Source organism: Psychrobacter communis, assembly GCF_014836505.1.
Lineage (GTDB): Bacteria > Pseudomonadota > Gammaproteobacteria > Pseudomonadales > Moraxellaceae > Psychrobacter > Psychrobacter faecalis.
The window spans coordinates 59,580-79,639 of sequence record NZ_JACSQR010000008.1; the positions used below are offsets into that span (position 1 = coordinate 59,580).

Below are 20,060 nucleotides of genomic sequence, written 5' to 3' on the forward strand. Positions count from 1 at the left end.
GATCGACAGCGTCTGATAAAAGTTAGAGTGCTTGTTATTAAATACATTAAGCGTAAGTAAGTTACTTTACTTCTGCCATAAACTGATCGCCATCGTTTAATTGATTACCATGGCAAATTTGCTCAGCAGTCACTGGCTTACCACCTGCAAATTGTAAGCTGGTAATCGCCAAAGTCGTCGCTGAGTATTCATTACTTTGTGGTTCGCTAGTAGTGTCTTTGCCGCAAGCGACCAGTATGGCTTTTCGCCCAACGCTGATAACAGTGCCCGCAGGCTTAATGGTTTGCTGTGATGTATTTACCGGCAGACTGGCCAAAATTTTGACGCGCTGCCCTGCTAAAAAGGTGTAGGCACCAGGCCAAGGAGTCAACCCACGAATCTGACGTTCAATCTGTGTAGCAGACTGCGTCCAGTCGATTTCGCCTTCGGTTTTGACCAATTTTTCCGCATAATTGGCTTTGCTATTATCTTGAGCAACCGCTTGTGCTTGGTAATGCGCCAAGTCTTTTAATACGGTAGTAATAGCCGCCGCGCCAAGTGCTGCCATCTTATCATGCAAGCTGGCGGCCGTATCATCAGCTTCGATAGGTGCGCTGACCTTGTAAAGCATATCACCAGTATCAAGCCCCTTATCCATTTGCATAATGGTAATACCAGTTTCGCTATCACCCGCTAGTAATGCCCGATGAATCGGGGCGGCACCGCGCCAACGTGGCAACAGCGAAGCATGAATATTTAGACAGCCATAAGTAGGCGTGGACAATACGCCAATCGGTAAAATCAGACCATAAGCCGCGACAATCATGACATCTGGCTGATAAGTACGTAAAGTCTCACGTGCAGCCATACCTTCTGTGCTAGATTTTTTAAAGGTGAGAGGCTGCTCAACCGCGATGTCATTTGCCAATGCCACTTGCTTGACGGCAGATGCTGATAACTTTTGCCCGCGCCCTGCTTTGCGATCAGGCTGGGTATAGACCGCAACGATATCTATATTCAACGCATCTTGCTGCTTGATAAGCGCTTCAAGGCTGACAGCAGCAAACTCAGGTGTACCGGCAAATATCACTCTTAGCGGCTTAGCGACTGTTGGTATTTCGGTTACGGCGCTTTGCTCAGCTTGATTGGCGTCAATAGATATATCAGATTGTGCAGCAAGTGTGGTCATAGTCAGGCAGTATTTATGGTTAATTTGTCTATTATAGGTGAGTTTGTGGTGTTGTGCCATGATTGTAATAGCAGCCATCCAGCGCTATTAATGGTGCTATTTATCTCTATAATAGTAAGCAGGCTCAGCTACTTATTCCTCAAATAAGCCACAGCAAGCAAATCTGTCAGATTTATCATTATTTTACGATGCGCCATCACACCGACTTACGGTCGATTTAGGGTCATGCTTTTATGCAACAGTTCCAGTCTCTACAACGCTTGCTGATTTTTTATACGCTGACATTATTGGCGATGTTGTCAGTGTATTACTTCACCATGTTTTATGAGATAAGGCAGGATAGTAAGCAAGACAGCATAGAGAGCTTTTATGCATTGCAGTATGAGATTTCTGAGCTTGCCAACCCTGACAATACTGACATTAAAAAGGTCTTAAAAAAACCTTTTCTAAAAGACATCAGCTATCAGCTGATTTTTATGATGCCGTCTGGACAGACTTATATTCATCGTCATACCCGTCCTAATGAACGGGAATTTGCCGGTATCACCTTCCCCAACGTTATCACTTCCTTGCCCTCTGCTAGCAATCATCATAGTGCCTACGAGCTAAATAATCGCAATTTGGTTGGCACCATTGGACTTGAAAATGGTCACAAGGTGTACCTGATACTGCGGCATGAAGCGCTTGATATCAATTGGATGTCGTATCGCTATTGGCTGCCACTGATGACAGCCATCTTACTTTTTGCCATGGCCTTACTCTATACCCTAAAACGGCGTGCCAACTGGGAACAGCTGCTCATTTATACCGATGAGCTAAGTAGCCATACCAAGGATGGTTATATCACGCCGCCGTTTATCGAAAAGAAAACCACAGATGAATTTTTGCGTTTAGGTCACGCGCTGAGCCGTATCAGTTATCAGCTGCACAGCAACCATCGGCGCATTACCACCCTAAAGCATCGTTTAGAGCGATTGGTCGATCATGCGCCGCTGCCGATGCTGATGATTATGAGACATGGCCAAATCAGCTTTTTTAATCATCGCTTTGAGCAAGTATTTGACACCACCTTTCACAGCGATAGCAACTATCAACTGACCGATTTTTTCTTTGCTAAAGACGAATCAACCCAAGCCCTGCTACAAAAGCTGGCGGATTTGCGAGTCACGCGCACGCTATTGGTTTACGGTTTGCACAATAAAAAAGCTTATCAGTTGCATATCACGCCTTGGTTTGGCGAACACGGGCAGGTGCATGGTTTTACCGTTCTCCTAAATAATATTCACGAACTTGTCGAACAGACCGCGCATTTGGAGCAGCAAAACCGTCAACTACAACGTCAGCTTGATGAGTTTGAAGCACTTAAATCAACGATGGGGCATAATTTACGCCTGCCGTTAGAAGCCATGATTGACACGTTAGAACCTATCAATCCCGATAATCTGAGCGCTAAGCAACATCAAATCGTTACGACTTTGACTCAAACCAGCCATTCTATGCTGACGATGCTAAACGATATGTTAGATATAGGAGAGATAGAGGTTCGTACATCCCGTCTATCTATTGAAGCGGTGGATATTTATAAGCTTGGTCAACAAGTCAGTCAATCGATGGTAGAAAGCTTAAGGCAGCAAGGACTTGAGCTCTTGTATTTTTTTGCACCTGACAGCCCGCGCTGTATCGATACCGATTATAGGCGCTTGCGGCAAATCCTACGTAATTTATTAGATAATGCGATTAAATTTACCAATTCTGGCTATGTGTCACTTACCATCGATGCGGTGACCAATGCGGACATAGCTGATATCAAAAGTACCAGTATAGGCGAGGTAGATAAAGAGCACATTTCTAATAACAGCCATGATACGAATCACGGCAATCTAGATAAATCAAACACTACCATTCATCCATCGCACGACTGGATTCGGTTTAGTATAAAAGACAGCGGCACAGGCATCGATATCGCAAAGCAGCACCAACTGCTGACGTATTTTAATGAAAGCAACAGCCAAAACAGTGTTCACATCAAAAACCACCCTATTAACTACGCGCACAAAAACAGCGCCATAAAAGGGCTCGGATTAAACGACGTTAATAGCTTCGCTAAACTATTAGGCGGTTTTATTGAGATGAAAAGCACGCTTAATAAAGGCAGTACTTTTAAGCTGTATTTGCCTTGTAGACGACCAGCCTATCAGCCTATTTACCACTTTAATCCGCAATTGACTTATATTCATCTTATTGCCGTCATTAAACAACCGCTGCGAGCCAAGCATTTACGCGATTTGTGCGCTTATTTATCTATCCCAGCCACTATTTCCACTTCTATAGATAGAGTGGCGCTTGAGCAAATAAATAATAAACTGGCGCAAGATGCGCAAAAACTTGCACCTATTTTGCTCTTAGATTACGAATATTATGAAGACATCACGCTCGCGTTATCACATCAAATAAACATTGATGATAAAAATATAGACGCTGAAAATAAATTGGAGAAATCAGAAGATAAAGCACGTATAGATATCGATAAACAGCAGGCTCTAAATAGCTTACTGTCTAATACTGCGCTGCCAAAAATATTGGTCAGTATGAAAGCTGAGCGCCGCATTCCTTCTATGTTACTGGATCAATGTGACGGTTTTTTAAACAAACCACTCGATGTGGCATTATCACTCTCTGAATTACTGCGATTAACCCTACCCGTTAGACAAACACTGTTACCGCAAATAACTAGCCAAGAAAACAAACAGCAAAGCAGTAGCCCGTTAGGCGCAGATAACGCCGCTCATGAAACATTAGCGCCACTGATTTTAGTGGTAGAAGATAGTCCAACCAATCAAAAAATAGCTTGTAAGATACTGGAAAAGATTGGCTATCGCAGTATCGTGGCGGAAGATGGGCAGCAGGCGTTGGACAAATTGCAAGCGCAGCGTCAGGAAATTGCGCTTATTTTGATGGACTGCCGGATGCCCGTGATGGATGGACTGCAAGCGACCCAAGCGATTCGCGCGCAAGGCGATGATATTCCAATCGTTGCGCTAACCGCAAATAACAGCGAAGAAGATAAAATTGCCTGTTTACAAGTGGGCATGGATGAGTTTTTGGCCAAGCCTATTAACAAACAAAAGCTAAAAACTGTTTTGCAAACGCTGATTAAAAACCAATAAGCGTTTGCAAGATCTGTCTTTTATAACAGCTTGGTTATGATTTTGGCTATTTAACCCTTATTTCATAAAACCATTCTCAGCTAAAAACGCCTCAGTAATCGTACTTTGCGGGCTGCTAATATGTGCATTATCCGCTTGCGATTTGTTTAATAACCGCTCTAAATAGCGCGCCACAATATCGACCTCAACATTAACTTTACTACCTACCAGCCAATGCTGGGCAATATTGGTGACTTGCGCGGTATGCGGAATGATATTGAGCGAAACGATATTATCGCGGACTAAGTTGGTAGTGAGACTGATACCATCAAGGGTAATAGAGCCTTTGGTAGCCGTATAATGTGCCAACTCGTGCGGTATCTCAATTTCAATATAAAGTGAGCGCGCATCTTTTTGCAATTTACTAACCACGCCTACCCCATCAACGTGACCGGCAACGATATGCCCACCAAAACGGGTAGTTGGTAGCATGGCTTTTTCTAAGTTCACCGCATAACCGGGCTTTAAATCTGCCAGCGCTGTACGAGCAATAGTTTCACGTGAAACGTCGACAGAGTAATAATTACTACCAAACTCCACCACCGTTAAGCAAATGCCATTTGAAGCAATCGAGTCGCCTAGTTTCACATCGCTAAAATCTAAGCCAGCAGATTCTATGGTCAAGCGGATATCACCGCCCGTTGGCTGCATGGACTTTACTTTGCCAACGCTTTCTATAATTCCAGTAAACATATTAACCTCTTGGTATTTTTTATGGCCGTTAAAGGCAGCATATATTATTTAAACCTATTATTTCATTCAAAATCAATAACGATAATCGCTATTAGTCTTTAAGCTGTTTATAGCGCTTACTATAAAATTAGCGAGAATAAAAAGGCTCAGCGGATAAACTGTGGATAACTAGCGCTGACATAAGGAGTAGTAGTATGAGAAACTTGGTTTTTAAAGAGTTATCCACAATAAGTCTGCTTTTTAATAATTATTCACTACACTTGATCTATATACATAAGTAACTGATTTTAAATAAATTATAACTTTAAAACATTATTAACAATTACTAGTAAGTTTCATGTGAAACAAAGTTATACACAGTTTCATGTGAAACCTTTATAAAACTATTCCACTTATCCACATACATTGTATGTAAGTTTAATCTTGTGGGTAAAATATTGAAAGACAAGGCTTTTATAACGCCGACTATACAGGTAATAAGGTAAGCTTAAGATCAGTACCAAGCTGCTCATGACTATGGATATCAAAACGTAGCTGCTGCGCTAACGCTAATGGATTGATAGCGACCATAGGCCGTGCTTGTGTGCCTAATAAGCAAGGTGCTTGATAAACAATGAGCTCATCCACCAGTTGCAGTTGTAAAAAGCTTCCTGCAACGCTTGCGCCCGCCTCTACTAAGACGTCATAACAGTGATGGTCACTCACTAAGTTCTTTAATAACTCAATTAAGTTTTCTTCATGCCAATAAAGAGTTTCTGGACTCTGGCATAGCTGATAGTCAGACTGTAAATCGTGTTCTAATCGCCCTCGTCTATCGAGTATCACTATTTTAGGTTGTGGTACTTGTTCAGGATTAATACCTAGTTGATTAGAGCGCACGTTTAATTGCGGATTATCAACGATGACCGTTTCACTGCCTGTGATAATAACGCCACTTTGCGCACGCAGTTTCTGTACATCTTCGCGCGCCGCCGTGCCGGTAATCCACTTCGACTCTCCAGACGCCATCGCCGTACGACCGTCAAGACTGGTGGCAATTTTAAGCCTAACATAAGGCATTTGGCTACGCATCGCCTTTAAAAAGCCCTTATTTAAAGCTTCTGCTTGCGCTGTCAGCACGCCGACGGTTACGGCGATTCCCGCTTCTTCTAACAGTTTTACTCCGCGCCCAGCCACTTGTGGATTGGGATCGAGACCGGCAATGACAACACGTTTTATGCCAGCCTCAATAAGACCTAGGGCACAAGGCGGTGTACGTCCGGTATGACTACAAGGCTCTAATGTCACATAAGCGGTCGCGCCCATCGCTTGCATGCCAGCATCTTTTAAGGCGAAAACCTCAGCATGCGGCTGCCCTGCTTTTGGATGAAAGCCTTGGCCAACCACTTTATCCGCTTGCACAATCACACAGCCGACAGCGGGATTGGGACGCGTCGTATACAAACCACGCTTGGCCTGCTCAATGGCAAGCATCATAAAATAGCGATCTTTGGCGTCTTGAGAGTGTTTTGAGTTTGACATAAAGGTGGACTTAATCAACAACTGATAATTATTATTAAAGATTTTATAGAGTAGAGTGAGTAAGCAATATAAACTTGAAAGCAGGCTAAATACTTAGCATGAGTGATGCTTATTTTTCATTAGGACGGATATTGGCAATTTCTTGATGAAAGGCGTCGATATCTTGAAAATCACGATAAACACTGGCAAAACGCACATAAGCGACATCATCGAGCGTTTTAAGCTCACTCATAATAATCTCACCCAAGACCTTACTGCTCACCTCGCGCTCGCCCATTTGGCGTACGCGCTTCTCGATACGACTAATCATCGCTTCTTGCTCATCGATGGTAATCGGACGTTTTTGTAGCGGTAATAAAATCGAGCGGCGCAATTTGTCATTATCGTAAGGTTCGATTTTGCCACTTGATTTGATAATACGCGGCATTACCACTTCTACCACTTCAAAGGTCGTAAATCGTTCCTGACAGCTATTACATGAACGGCGGCGGCGTACTTGCGCGCCATCAGCTGCTAGCCGTGAGTCGATAACTTTGGTATCTGACGCATTACAATATGGGCAATGCATACGCTTTTCCTTAGGTTAATAGTGAGGGCGAATATAATTATTGATAAAACTAAATTTTCTAAAAAATGATAATTTTACTATGCAGATAAAGAAGCAGACTTTTACTCGTTATTTGCCAATACAAAAGCTACCAAAAATTTTTCCTAATAAATCGTCAGCGCTAAATTCACCAGTAATTTCTCCCAAACTTTGCTGCGCTTGGCGTAGGCTTTCTGCCACCAACTCACCTGCTTTAAACACTGTCAGCTGCTCATGTGCTTCTGCTAAGGAATCAGCGGTACGTCTTAGCGCATCAATATGACGTGTACGGGCGATTAAGCTGTTTTCTGGCGGATGAAAACCTACTTTAGCACATAAGGTTTCGACCAAATCATCAATTCCTGCACCTGTTTCACATGAAACATTCACCTGCTCATAGCCACGATTTTTTATTTCTGCTTGTGAAGTAGCGATTCTTTCTTCACTGCTGTTATCGTTCAATAAATCGCTTTTATTGGCAATAATTAGTAAGCGCTTGGCTTCTGGTAACTCGCCAAATAGCTGCTCAGCCAGCTGTAATGGTGTGCTGTCACTTGCAAGGTCACGAGTCACATCATAGACCATCAGAAGCATATCAGCCTGCGTAATTGCCGTACGCGCACGCTCAATACCGATACGCTCGACCGTATCTTCAGTCTCGCGCAGACCTGCGGTATCGGTTAGATGCAAGGTTAAGCCGTTAAGCACGACGGTCTCTTGTAAGGTATCGCGCGTTGTCCCAGCGACATCGGTCACGATAGCACGCTCTTGCCCTGCCAAACGATTCAGCAAGCTTGATTTACCCGCATTTGGTCTGCCAGCAAGCACCACATGAATACCGTCACGTAATAGCTGACCTTGCTTGGCGGTCGCTAGCACTTGCTGTATTTTGGATTGTGTTTGTTCAAGCTTATCTTGAATAACCCCATCAGATAAGAAATCAACGTCTTCTTCATCAGGGAAATCAATCGCCGCTTCGACGTGCAAGCGCAGATGAATCAATTGCTCAAGTAACTGATTAATTTTTTGGGAAAACTCACCGCTAAGCGAGCGAATTGCACTACTGGCAGCAGCGGCGCTGGTGGCATCAATCGCATCAGCAATGGCTTCTGCTTGTACCAAATCCAATTTATCATTATCAAAAGCACGGTAAGAAAACTCCCCTGCGCCCGCTTGTTTTGCGCCCAACTCAAACACTCGCGCTAACAGCTGATTTTGCAAAATCATGCCACCATGACCTTGCAGCTCAATTACATCTTCGCCAGTAAACGAGTGCGGGCCTTTAAAGTACAGCACCAAACCTTCATCAATAATCGTGCCATCAGCCTGATAGAAACGGCAAAAACTGGCCATACGCGGCGTGAAAGTCGACTTACCAGTAAGCTGACAAGCGATATCGTAAGCACGCGCGCCTGACAGACGAATAACGCCGACGCCACCACGCCCAAGCGGTGTAGCAATCGCCGCAATGGTCGGCAGGCTAGATACATTAGAATTTTTAGGTGACTCATCTAAATTATCGGCGGCTAGTGCCATCTCTAAAGAATCCACAATCACTCTCAATAAGCAAAAACCCCATTATAGACGGCTTAGCAGGCACTGACAAAGCAAACTTCAACGAGTAGATTATTAAAATCCTAAAGTATGCTTATATAGCTATCTTAGTCGGTAGCTATAGTCAAAATATCCTAAAAACGCTACGGTATTGCTGATATTAATTTTTTGTAGCCTCTGTCTGCGTAGGCACAGCAAGCAAAAAAAATTGATATCAGCAGTGCGTGATGTATCGATTTTACTTTTCACTCACTATATTGGATAGAAACAATAAAGCTTAACACATAAAAAAACCACCGCCGTAGCGATGGTATTTTAGACTTGAACTTTATTTAATCCAGAACTTTCACGGTACGACGTTTCTGTTCTTCTTCAACTTTACGGTTGATGATGTACTGCTGGGTCATACTAAATAAGTTGTTCACCGTCCAATATAGTACCAAACCTGCTGGGAAGAACAGCATGAATGCGGTGAAAATAATCGGTAAAAACTTCATCACTTTAGCTTGCATTGGATCAGCGGGCTGCGGATTTAGTTGCTGCTGGATAAACATCGACGCACCCATTAAGAGCGGTAAAATGAACCATGGATCCATCGCTGATAAATCTTGAATCCACAGTATCCAAGGCGCATGACGCAGCTCAACACTTTCAACCAATACCCAGTACAGTGCTAAGAAAATAGGCATTTGCATCAGAATAGGTAAACAACCCGCCATCGGATTGACTTTCTCTTCTTTATAAATTGCCATCATTTCTTGCGACATTTTCATACGATCGTCGCCGTGCTCTTCTTTTAATGCAGCCAGTCTTGGGGCGATAGCACGCATCTTCGCCATTGAGTAGTAGCTTTTATTAGAAACCCACATCAGGGCGATTTTAACCAGCAGCGTCAACAGAATAATTGACCAGCCCCAGTTACCGATGACTTTATGAATACCATCCAAAATCGCAAATAATATTTTTGATATTGGCCAGAGCAAGCCATAATCGACGGTTTGATTCAGACCTACTGCCACTTCTTTTAGCTCAGACTGTACTTTTGGACCAGCATAGAGAGTTGCATTTAAGGTAATTTGCTTGTTCGGTGCCACATTAACAGGCTGGCTGTTAAAACCAATAAAGTAATCATTACCCGTTTCACGGCTAAAGAACTTACCCGTAAAGTTTTCAGGCGTCCAAGCAGAAACAAAGTAATGCTGAACGATGCCAACCCAACCTTCATCACTGGTCGTGGTCAACTCACCATCGTTAAATTTACCGAATTTTAATTTATTATAAGGATCTTCAGGTGTGCCCCAAGCGCCGCCCAAATACGTCGCCATGCTTAGCGCGCCTTTATCAGACATACCAGGGTCTTTACTATCGTCACGCTTTAACTGCGCAAACATCTGACCTTGCCAAGCTTTGGCAGAAGCATTTTGGATTTGATAGCTGATATCAATCGGATATTTATCTTGGGTAAAAGTAAAGGTCTTAGTAACTGTTACACCATCTTTTTGATAGGTAAGCGGTACTGATAAGGTTTGCTGACCTTTCTCCATCACATAATTATTGGCAGCGTGGCTATATTTGGCGCGACCTTCGGCGGTATCAATACCGTTTGGACCGATAAGACCAGATTGTGCCACGTAAACGCGAGCGCTATTATTTTCTAACAACACAAAAGGTTTTTCGCTATTGAGCGTGGCATCATATTGCTTTAATGCCGCATAAACGATATCCCCGCCTTCTGGATTGATTTTAATGTCATAGCGATCGGTTGTGACCGTGATGAGACCCGTATTGGTCTCAGGTGCCGCCGCAACAGCGCTCGCATCAACTGGTAGCATTTGTGCTGGAATATCACCTGCTGCGCCAGTGGTAGCAGGAATATCAGCCCCTACCGATGTTGACGTTTCTGGTACCGCGTCTACAGCTGGTGCATCGGCATAATCATCTCGCCATGCTAAAATCAGCAGATAAGCGGTGATTAGCATCGCAATGATGATCATCACCCGAAATATCTTTTGCATAAACCTTTCCTAGATTAAAAAATTAGGGAATGAAAAATCAGGCATGTGTCATGACCACCACACAGTATCAAACCCCTTTCCTAGCAGTCATACCAGCAGTCAATCACATAAAATGTTCATCATTTTACTAAAAAACCGCTCTAAATGATACAAGCGTGTGGATAAGTTGTGGGTAACTTAAAAGATATCCACAACTTCTCAGTCGATAATAAAGTTTATATCGACTTCATTAGATGATTTAGGCGAGCCACATAGCTCTTAGTATCTTTATAAACATACCAGCTATGCGCTTTGCCATGAACTGGTGTCGTAGGCGATATATATTGATAATGATAAGAAGACAAAGGTAGTGGCACAAAATCAATGCCATGTCCGCCTAACGGATGACAGCTACTAATACGTTTTAATAATAGCCAACTACCTGACCAAACGCCATGCCATGCTAAAGCTTGTTTACCGTAATTTGAGCAAGTTGGATAATAACGACAGCGCGCAGGTAAAATAGGACTGATTACTTTTTGATAAAAAACAATAAAATAATAAAACAACTTATATAAAAAATTATTTACTACTTTTAATAAAAAATTCATTTTATTTTTTTTCTATCTTTTTAAAGATATTATTAATTTCATTTATTATTTCTTTATTATTTAATTGCTTCATAGACTTTTTGACAATAAATACAATATCTTTGTTTTCTAAGTGACTTGCCTTTATACGAAATTGTTCACGAACATGGCGTTTGATTAAATTTCGTGTGACAGCCGTCGGTACTTTACGTTTGGTAATGGCCATACCGACTCGAGGCTGTTCACAATGATTGCTACGTACAAACGCCATTAAATGACTCTGATGCAGCTTACGCTCAGGCGCGTCAAATACCTCGCGAAAGGACGAAGGCGTGAGTAGACGCTGTGCTTTGGTAAATCGAGCATTAGGGGGCGCTGAAACGGTATTGGACATAATACAACCTAATATAAGAGCTAGTAACACTAGCAGAGATAATAGCGTAGAAAGAATAACAAAGTATAGAGACAAAAAAAGCGCCTATGTGGGCGCTTTTAATATATGGCTGAGTGACAGTTGTGATGCTTGACGATCGCAATCTATAAAATAATAGAAACACAACAAGCACTATCGGCCATGCTTATCGCAATCTACTGATTAATTATACAGTAAGGCGATGACGTCCTTTAGCGCGGCGACGAGCTAAGACTTGGCGGCCTTTTTTGGTTGCCATACGTGCACGGAAACCGTGAGTACGTTTACGCTTGATCACGCTTGGTTGGAATGTACGTTTCATAACTCACCTATCAAAATAATGGACTAAATTCGTAATAGCGGAGGATTATACCACCGCATAGTATTTTGGTCAACGAACTAATTTGCTCTGTTTTCATACAGATGATTTTACAACAGAGTGAGTTTTCTTATATTTATCGGTAATGAGATATTTACAGCTAAGAGATTTAGTTAAATAAACTCATATCAGTAGACCCAAATTATCTTCTTAGAAAAACTATTTTGATAATCGATTTTTGAAACTTATCCACAGTTTGTGTCGAACTCTATAATAATTAGCTATTAATATATATAAGTATTGTTGTTATTGGGGGTCGTATTATCTGTGGTTAACTCGATTTTTTACTTTTTTATCAATAGGATAGACTATGGGTAAGGTTGTGGATAACCTGTGGGTGGAATATGGATAACTCATGATATATACTTATCCACAAAACTATCCACAGTCTTATCCACAAAAAACGAGGTATTATCCACAGGCTGTTTGTGTTAGATTGGCGCCCTACTAGATGTATGATTTTAAGTTATGTGATCATAAGATATCTTTGTTAAGAAAAGAGGCTTTCTGGGGCTTAAAGCTGATAAATTTACACTATAAAAATGACGTTCTTTTGACCGATCACCTTGGACTATGGGGTTAGTATTTTTCATGATTGATACAGCAACTATTTGGGATAAATGCCTAAACGACTTACGTTATCATGTTAAAGATAATGTCTTTACGATGTGGTTGAGACCGTTATCTGCACATCAAGAAGCCAATAGCTTGATTATTCTTGCTCCTAATGATTACTTTGTAACCTATATCAAAAAGAATCATTTACACGACATCGAGCAGTTGGTTGCTAAACATAGCCAAGGTAGTATTGAAGCCGTTATTGTACGTGTTGATAATGCTGGCCGTGAGATGGTTGATAGTAATCTGGCCCAGTCAGGCTCATTGTTTGAAGAAGACCAGCCCTCCCCTCCCCCTACTGATTATAATTTTCAAAGTACGCATAATGATATTGCTAGAGCGGATATCGATGCCAATATGCGTCATGCAGAACTGATTGAGTCTGCCGATGCCAAATCATTAAGCTATCTGAATCCTGACTTCACCTTTGAAACCTTTGTCACTGGTAAGTCTAATAACTTAGCTTATAAGGCCTGTTACGAGCTTGGAAAACGCCAATCAAAAAATCGTCACAATCCTTTATTTATATACGGACCTTCTGGTTTGGGAAAAACGCATTTAATGCATTCTGTAGCGCATCGCTATTTAAAAAATAATCTAACTTTCTACTATTTCACTTCCGAAAAATTTATTAATCAATTAGTTTATTCATTAAGAAATAATAAAATAGAAGATTTTAAAAAGAAAATAAAAAAAGTAGATTTATTAATTGTAGATGATATTCATGTATTAGCGGGTAAAACAAAAAGTAGTAATGAGTTTTTAACCTTATTTGCAGATTTTACCAGCGGTGATAAGCAACTGATTCTGGCATCAGATCGTCATCCATCACAAATGACGGAGTTTGACGAGCGTTTCAGGTCGCGCTTTTCTTGGGGTTTGACGGTTGCAGTAGATCCACCTGAGATTGACACTCGAGTACAAATTTTACAAAGAAAGGCGGCATCGTACGGCATGAGCCTGCCTAAAGAGTGTGCCCTATTCATCGCTCAAAACGTGGTTTCTAATGTCAGGCGATTAGAAGGTGCTCTCAATCAGGTGTTTGCCAATGCCAACTTGACGGGAGCGCCCATTACACTTGAGATGGTGCAATACGCCCTAAAAGATATCGTTGCGATGCGTGTGCAAGCGGTAAATATGGATAATATTCGTAAAGTGGTCGCCGAATACTATGATGTGAGCGTAAAAGATATCATGGGTCGTAAACGTACGCGCAGCATTGCTAGACCACGACAAATAGCGATGGCGTTATCACGCGAATTAACCAGTGATAGCTTTCCTGAGATTGGTCAGTCATTTGGTGGACGCGACCACACGACAGTGATGCATGCTTGTGATAAGGTCAATGAGCTACGCGCCGCTGACCCCGCGTTTGATAAGGATTACAAAACGCTTGCCTTGATGTTGCAAGCGGGTTAGAAGCTTATGGCGTCATAATGTTGTCACGAGTCGATATGATTTATAATATTTTAATGATTAGCGGACAGACGCTGTATGGATTATCATCAGTAGACAAGGTATTATTAAGCCATTATTTTAAAACCCTATGATTTAAAAACGTATAAAAATTCTTTTAATAAGAGCAACTAATAAACAAGAGTAACTAAGCATGCAATTATCGATTAATCGAGAGTCGTTACTGAAAGCCATTAACTTGATTGCCAAGGCCGCCGATAAGCGCCACAACATGGTTATCTTGGGCAATATTAAGCTGCAATTGTCTGAGGGGGCGCTTATTTTAACTGCTTCTGACTTAGAAGTAGAGCTGACATCGACATTAAAATTGCCTGCTGGTGCCTGTATCGAAGCAGGTACCACCACATTACCTGCCACAAAGCTCAGAGACATCTGTAAATCATTGCCGTCGCAAGCGCAGGTCAATCTGACCACTCAAGAAAATGAGCGTTGCCTGCTGACCAGTGGTAAAAGTCGTTTTACTTTAGGCACATTACCAAGCGAAGACTATCCAAGTCTTGGTAATCCTGAAAATATCACACCTTTGACTATCAGTCGTAGTCGTTTGACCGACTTAATTCATAAAACCCAATTTGCAATGGCTATCCAAGATGTACGCTACTATCTGACCGGTATGCTATTTGATGTGTCACAGCAGCAACTGACTACGGTTGCGACTGACGGCCATAGATTGGCGTTAGCGCGTAGTGCTATTGATGTCAGTAGCGACTTAAATATGCAAGCGATTTTGCCGCGTAAAGCGGTGATTGAGCTTGAGCGTTTGGCTTCTGAGCTTGGCAAGATGCTGGGCGATAAAGACAATGCTGTGACATTGAGCTTTGGCCGTGAATTCTTACAAGTAAGCTTACCCTTTGGTGATGTGGATAGTACAGGGCAGGTGAGTGATGATTTAATGGTGACTTTTACCGCGCGTCTTATCGATGGTAAATTCCCTGATTATCGCCGCGTCATGCCAAGCAATACCGATAAATTGGCACTATTTAACCAAGAAAAAATGACTGATGTGCTGCGCCGTGTGGCAATTTTAAGTAATGAGAAATCGCGCGGTGTGGTGTTTAATTTTGCCAGTGATGGCATGGTAGAAGTTCGTGCTAATAATGCTGAGCAAGACGAGGCAGTCGAGATGATACAAGCAAAGTACCAAGGCGAGCCGATGGAGTTGTCATTTAATGCGGCGTATCTACAAGACGTTTTGGGCGTGATTCAAGGTGATTTGCAAATGCATATGAGCCAATCCAATGCCTCGGTATTGGTCAATCAGCTCAATGATGACTTTCATCAGTATGTTATTATGCCTATGCGTATATAACTTGGTAACCTTATGAAAAATAACAGTAATAAACTTTTGCTTACTAAATAGTGGGCGTAATATAGGCGGCTGTCACCCTTATGATTGAACGTCTACAAATTTCACACCTGCGTAATCTGACCCAGATCAGTTTAAGCACTGCTGCTTGCAACGTTATTATCGGTGCAAATGGCAGTGGCAAAACCTCATTACTTGAAGCGATATTCTTGCTTTCAAGAGGTAAAAGCTTCCGCCATCATCAGCCTAAACGTTATATTCAGCACCATCAAAATGCGGCAACGGTACACGCTAAGCTCAATGATGGCAGTACCTTAGCTATTCAAAAACAAGCGGATGCAACGACGGTTCTACGGCTGAATCAAACCACAGTTTATAACCAAAGCATTTTAACAGAGCAACTACCCACATTACTGATAGATCCGTCATCGATGGATATGTTAGAGCAGGGCAGTGCCAGTCGCCGGCAGCTATTAGATTGGCTAGTGTTTCACATGAAACAGGGTTTTCATCCGCAATGGGTCGCTTATCAGCGTTTGCTAAAACAGCGCAATAGTTTACTAAAAAAGAGCCGTCACTTAACGCCAGTGCAGCTTACTGAGTTAAAATCATGGGACAAAGGGCTTGCTAGTCATGCGGCTCTTATTCATCATTATCGTGAGCGAGTCTTTAGCGATTGGCAGCCTTACTTTGCGAAGAGTATCACGCAGTTATTGCCTACCTACGCTGAGCAACTAAGTTTAAGCTATAACGCTGGCTACGACACCAATATCCCGCTAGATATCCAGCTTAACGAGCGTTTGGAGCAGGATTTGCAGCTAGGTTATACGCGGATAGGTAATCACCGCGCCGATATTCATGTGCATTGGCGCTCTAGTGATTTATCAGAGCTTGCTAACAACGAGGCAGACAGTAGTGTAATCGCAGCACCGACAACTATAGAAAAAGCAGACACTGCGGCCAAACTACCGACTATAAAAGAACAGGCCGCTAACGTTCTCTCTCGCGGCGAGAAAAAACTGTTAATTACCGCTCTACGCTTATCACAATTACCGTTATTGCTTAATGAAAACACTTCTACCTATACCATAGAGCAAGACAATAGCAGTGTTATTTTGCCAAATGACCATAACAAAGCGCGAGCTACGCCAATAGTGCTACTAGACGATATTACCGCTGAACTTGATGCTAGGGCGATAGGGATTCTGTTGTCGACATTGGCGCAGCTGCCATGTCAGGTATTTATGACCAGCTTAACCGAAGATATCTTACCGTTGGTGCATGAGTATTGGTCAGAACCTAACGTGTTTCACGTGAAACAAGGAAGCCTAATACGTTTATAAAAAACGCTTTTATAAACTGGTTTTGATGGTGAATATCAGCTAAGTTTGGGCTTCATTTTTATCAACCATACTTCATATCTTCCGAAAAATTTCATTGTTATGCTTGTGGGTGTAGTAGAAAAGTGATCTTGCTAAAATACTTGCTTGATACCGAGAAAACTGTCAGTAAACAGTGACTTAGCGCCAGAAAAATGTTAAAATAGAGCTTTATTTTTGCCCTGTTCTCAGCAAGTTATCTTATAAATTTTTATCAGTATTGTTTAAGGGTTTTTGATAATATTCAGCTTCTAAGTGCTTGATAGATATATGCTTATTTCTAAGCTGTTTTAATGAAACGTAAAAGAAATGACAGCGTATATTAAAAACAGTCTTTGAGAAATTGGCTGTATTTAAGTCCACTTTTTTATTACTGTTTTATCTTCTTTTAGGCGACTTCTGATAAAACTTTTGCTAACTCTATAACTACATATTTTGACCATGAAACGTTAAATTTAAGATAACGTCGTCGAGCGTTGCCATTGTGGTGAGCAGATGACATATAGCTGATAATGGCTAGATTAAGGAATACACATGAGTGATTCATTACCTACCGACCACGAACAATTGATGAGCGACAGCGCTGTAGAGATTACTGCGCCTGCTGCAGCCCCTGAAGGAATGCCCTCTGATTATAGCTCCAAAGATATTCGTGTATTGCGCGGACTAGAAGCGGTGCGCGTACGTCCGGGTATGTATATTGGTGATACCGATGATGGTACCGGCTTGCATCATATGGTCTTTGAGGTGGTGGATAACTCTATCGATGAGGCGCTGGCTGGTCATTGCGACCAAATTGATATCATTATCCATGAAGACGAGTCGGTCAGTGTCATGGATAACGGTCGCGGCGTCCCTGTGGATATCCATCCAGAAGAGGGCGTATCGGCAGCACAGGTTATTATGACCGTACTGCATGCTGGCGGTAAATTTGATGACAACAGCTATAAAGTATCGGGCGGCCTACACGGCGTCGGTGTTTCAGTTGTAAACGCCTTGTCTAAAAAGCTTGAGATGAATATTTGGCGCGAAGGCTATCATTATCATCAAACCTATACCGATGGCGTTCCTGATGCCGATATTCAGCAGATGGAGGCGACCAATAAAACTGGTACGCAAATCCGTTTTTATCCAAGTAACGATGTCTTTACTGGTACCATTTTTGAGTACGATATTTTAGCCAAACGCTTACGTGAGCTATCATTCTTAAACTCTGGTGTGCGCATTGTCCTAACCGATGAGCGCATCGATAAACGTCATGAGTTTGAGCACAAGGGCGGCTTGTCAGAATTTGTCAGCTACATCAATGCGGGCAAAGACGGTATCAATGAAGTCTTTCATTTCACCAGCGAGCAAGACGATGGCATCAGTGTCGAAGTGGCGCTACAGTGGACGGACACCTATAACGAAAAAGTATTGTGTTTTACCAATAATATCCCACAGCGTGATGGTGGGACGCATTTATCTGGCTTCCGCTCAGCTTTGACGCGCGGTCTTAACAGCTATATGGATCGCGAAAACTTATTCAAAAAAGAGAAAATCGTCGCCACGGGTGATGATGCGCGTGAAGGTTTGACAGCGATTGTCTCGGTAAAAGTACCTGATCCTAAGTTTTCCAGTCAGACCAAAGATAAGCTGGTGTCGAGCGAAGTGAAATCTGCCGTTGAATCGGCCATGCATGATAAGTTTAACGACTATTTGCTTGAAAACCCAAGTGCCGGTAAAGCAATTGCCAATAAGATTATCGATGCGGCGCGTGCGCGTGATGCGGCGCGTAAAGCCCGCGAGATGACTCGCCGTAAAACCACGCTAGATATCGCAGGTTTACCGGGTAAATTGGCAGATTGTCAAGAAAAAGATCCGGCATTGTCAGAGCTTTATATTGTGGAAGGGGATTCTGCTGGTGGTTCAGCTAAGCAAGGTCGTAGCCGTAAGACCCAAGCAATTTTGCCCCTAAAAGGTAAGATTCTTAACGTTGAGCGTGCTCGTTTTGACAAAATGCTGTCATCTGCTGAAGTCGGTAACTTGATTACCGCGCTTGGTTGCGGCATTGGCCCGGATGAATATAATCCGGACAAAGTACGCTATCATAAAATCATCATCATGACCGATGCGGACGTCGATGGTTCGCATATTCGTACGCTGCTGTTGACCTTTTTCTTCCGTCAAACGCCAGAATTGATTGAGCGCGGTTATATTTATATCGCCCAGCCACCACTTTATAAAGTAAAAAAAGGTCGTCAAGAGCTGTATTTAAAAGACGATGAAGCCTTAAAAGCGTATTTATTATCCTCGACAATCGATAATACTAAGTTGCATATCAGTGCTGATGCGCCGGCTATTACTGGTCAAGCGCTTGAGACCTTGCTCAATGACTATAACCAAACCCAGCTTATCAAAGCGCGTTTGCAGATTCGTTATCCTGCAGTATTATTGGATGCATTGACGCATACGCCGAAGCTTAGCACCGATATGACTTATGATAAGTCAGTAATGGAAGCGTGGAAAGCGTCATTACAAACACAGCTTGAGCACTTTGGTAGTGATTTAAATCCTGAGATTGAACTGGTCAATATCCATGCGCCGCAACCAAAAAATATGGATGCTGCCGCTGCTGATTTATTGGGTATGACCGCAGTGGTAGAACTTGATGAAAGTGAAACATCTGCTGATGACAGTGATTCTTTATCTGCCAAAGCTCAATGGTTACCGCGTATCACTGTTTATGTGCATCAATTGGCGCATCATTATTTGTTAGATGCCAGCTTTATCAATTCAGGTGAGTATACCAAGCTGCTGCGCTTATCCGCTGAATGGAATACCTTGCTTGCAGAAGATGCCTTTATCCGCCGTGAAGCAAGCGCAGGTACGACCAAAGATATCCCAGTACGCGATTTTGATTATCTCTGGCAACAAATGATGCTTGAGGCGCGTCGTGGTTTGGCGATTCAGCGTTATAAAGGGCTGGGCGAGATGAACGCTGATCAGCTTTGGGATACCACCATGGATCCTGAAAACCGCCGTATGTTACGCGTGACAATTGAAGATGCGATTGCCGCTGACCATATGTTTACCTGCCTAATGGGTGACCATGTCGAGCCACGTCGTATTTTCATTGAAGAGAATGCGCTGACCGTGTCTAATTTGGATATTTAGCTTTTAAGCTTTTAGTTTATAG

General features: G+C 42.4%; 14 protein-coding genes. 5 read left to right on the plus strand and 9 right to left on the minus strand.

What is annotated here, in order from left to right; all coding sequences use genetic code 11:
- Nucleotides 1–61: 61 nt before the first annotated feature.
- Nucleotides 62–1,168: a methionyl-tRNA formyltransferase gene (gene fmt / locus H9653_RS04765; protein WP_191690845.1), complete on the minus strand. Its 1,107-nt coding sequence runs from the start codon at nucleotides 1,166–1,168 to the stop codon at nucleotides 62–64.
- 233 nt (nucleotides 1,169–1,401) lie between these two features.
- Between fmt and H9653_RS04770 the strand changes: the two genes are divergently transcribed.
- Nucleotides 1,402–4,335: a response regulator gene (locus tag H9653_RS04770; protein WP_191690847.1), complete on the plus strand. Its 2,934-nt coding sequence runs from the start codon at nucleotides 1,402–1,404 to the stop codon at nucleotides 4,333–4,335.
- 57 nt (nucleotides 4,336–4,392) lie between these two features.
- On the opposite strand, the gene H9653_RS04775 is transcribed toward H9653_RS04770, so the two are convergent.
- The 8 genes from H9653_RS04775 to rpmH form a co-directional block, all read right to left on the minus strand.
- Nucleotides 4,393–5,067, minus strand: coding sequence for a riboflavin synthase (locus H9653_RS04775; protein WP_191690849.1), 675 nt, complete (start codon nucleotides 5,065–5,067; stop codon nucleotides 4,393–4,395).
- A 465-nt stretch (nucleotides 5,068–5,532) separates the two neighbouring features.
- Nucleotides 5,533–6,588: a bifunctional diaminohydroxyphosphoribosylaminopyrimidine deaminase/5-amino-6-(5-phosphoribosylamino)uracil reductase RibD gene (gene ribD / locus H9653_RS04780; RefSeq protein ID WP_191690851.1), complete on the minus strand. Its 1,056-nt coding sequence runs from the start codon at nucleotides 6,586–6,588 to the stop codon at nucleotides 5,533–5,535.
- 109 nt (nucleotides 6,589–6,697) lie between these two features.
- Complete coding sequence (gene nrdR / locus H9653_RS04785) at nucleotides 6,698–7,156, minus strand: transcriptional regulator NrdR (protein ID WP_068405041.1); 459 nt, start codon at nucleotides 7,154–7,156, stop codon at nucleotides 6,698–6,700.
- Between the two features lie 108 nt (nucleotides 7,157–7,264).
- Nucleotides 7,265–8,710, minus strand: coding sequence for a tRNA uridine-5-carboxymethylaminomethyl(34) synthesis GTPase MnmE (gene mnmE, locus H9653_RS04790; RefSeq protein ID WP_191690884.1), 1,446 nt, complete (start codon nucleotides 8,708–8,710; stop codon nucleotides 7,265–7,267).
- Nucleotides 8,711–9,060: 350 nt separating this feature from the next.
- Entirely contained in the window at nucleotides 9,061–10,743 is a 1,683-nt protein-coding gene (gene yidC / locus H9653_RS04795; protein ID WP_191690852.1) for a membrane protein insertase YidC, read from the minus strand.
- A 215-nt stretch (nucleotides 10,744–10,958) separates the two neighbouring features.
- Nucleotides 10,959–11,333 (minus strand): membrane protein insertion efficiency factor YidD, encoded by a 375-nt coding sequence (yidD, locus tag H9653_RS04800; RefSeq protein ID WP_191690854.1) that lies wholly within the window; start codon nucleotides 11,331–11,333, stop codon nucleotides 10,959–10,961.
- Between the two features lies 1 nt (nucleotide 11,334).
- Nucleotides 11,335–11,706, minus strand: a complete 372-nt coding sequence (gene rnpA, locus H9653_RS04805) for a ribonuclease P protein component (protein ID WP_144297362.1) — start codon at nucleotides 11,704–11,706, stop codon at nucleotides 11,335–11,337.
- A gap of 205 nt (nucleotides 11,707–11,911) precedes the next feature.
- Complete coding sequence (gene rpmH / locus H9653_RS04810) at nucleotides 11,912–12,046, minus strand: 50S ribosomal protein L34 (RefSeq protein ID WP_007394757.1); 135 nt, start codon at nucleotides 12,044–12,046, stop codon at nucleotides 11,912–11,914.
- A 648-nt stretch (nucleotides 12,047–12,694) separates the two neighbouring features.
- Here rpmH and dnaA point away from each other — a divergent pair.
- From dnaA to gyrB, 4 genes are all read left to right on the plus strand, one after another.
- Nucleotides 12,695–14,140 carry a chromosomal replication initiator protein DnaA gene (gene dnaA, locus H9653_RS04815; RefSeq protein ID WP_191690856.1) on the plus strand — a complete coding sequence of 482 codons (1,446 nt, stop codon included), beginning with the start codon at nucleotides 12,695–12,697 and terminating at the stop codon, nucleotides 14,138–14,140.
- 190 nt (nucleotides 14,141–14,330) lie between these two features.
- Complete coding sequence (gene dnaN, locus H9653_RS04820) at nucleotides 14,331–15,506, plus strand: DNA polymerase III subunit beta (RefSeq protein WP_191690858.1); 1,176 nt, start codon at nucleotides 14,331–14,333, stop codon at nucleotides 15,504–15,506.
- Nucleotides 15,507–15,586: 80 nt separating this feature from the next.
- On the plus strand, nucleotides 15,587–16,846 hold the full coding sequence (gene recF, locus H9653_RS04825) for a DNA replication/repair protein RecF (RefSeq protein WP_191690860.1): 1,260 nt from the start codon (nucleotides 15,587–15,589) through the stop codon (nucleotides 16,844–16,846).
- A 657-nt stretch (nucleotides 16,847–17,503) separates the two neighbouring features.
- On the plus strand, nucleotides 17,504–20,038 hold the full coding sequence (gyrB, locus tag H9653_RS04830; protein WP_225211616.1) for a DNA topoisomerase (ATP-hydrolyzing) subunit B: 2,535 nt from the start codon (nucleotides 17,504–17,506) through the stop codon (nucleotides 20,036–20,038).
- Nucleotides 20,039–20,060 lie beyond the last annotated feature (22 nt).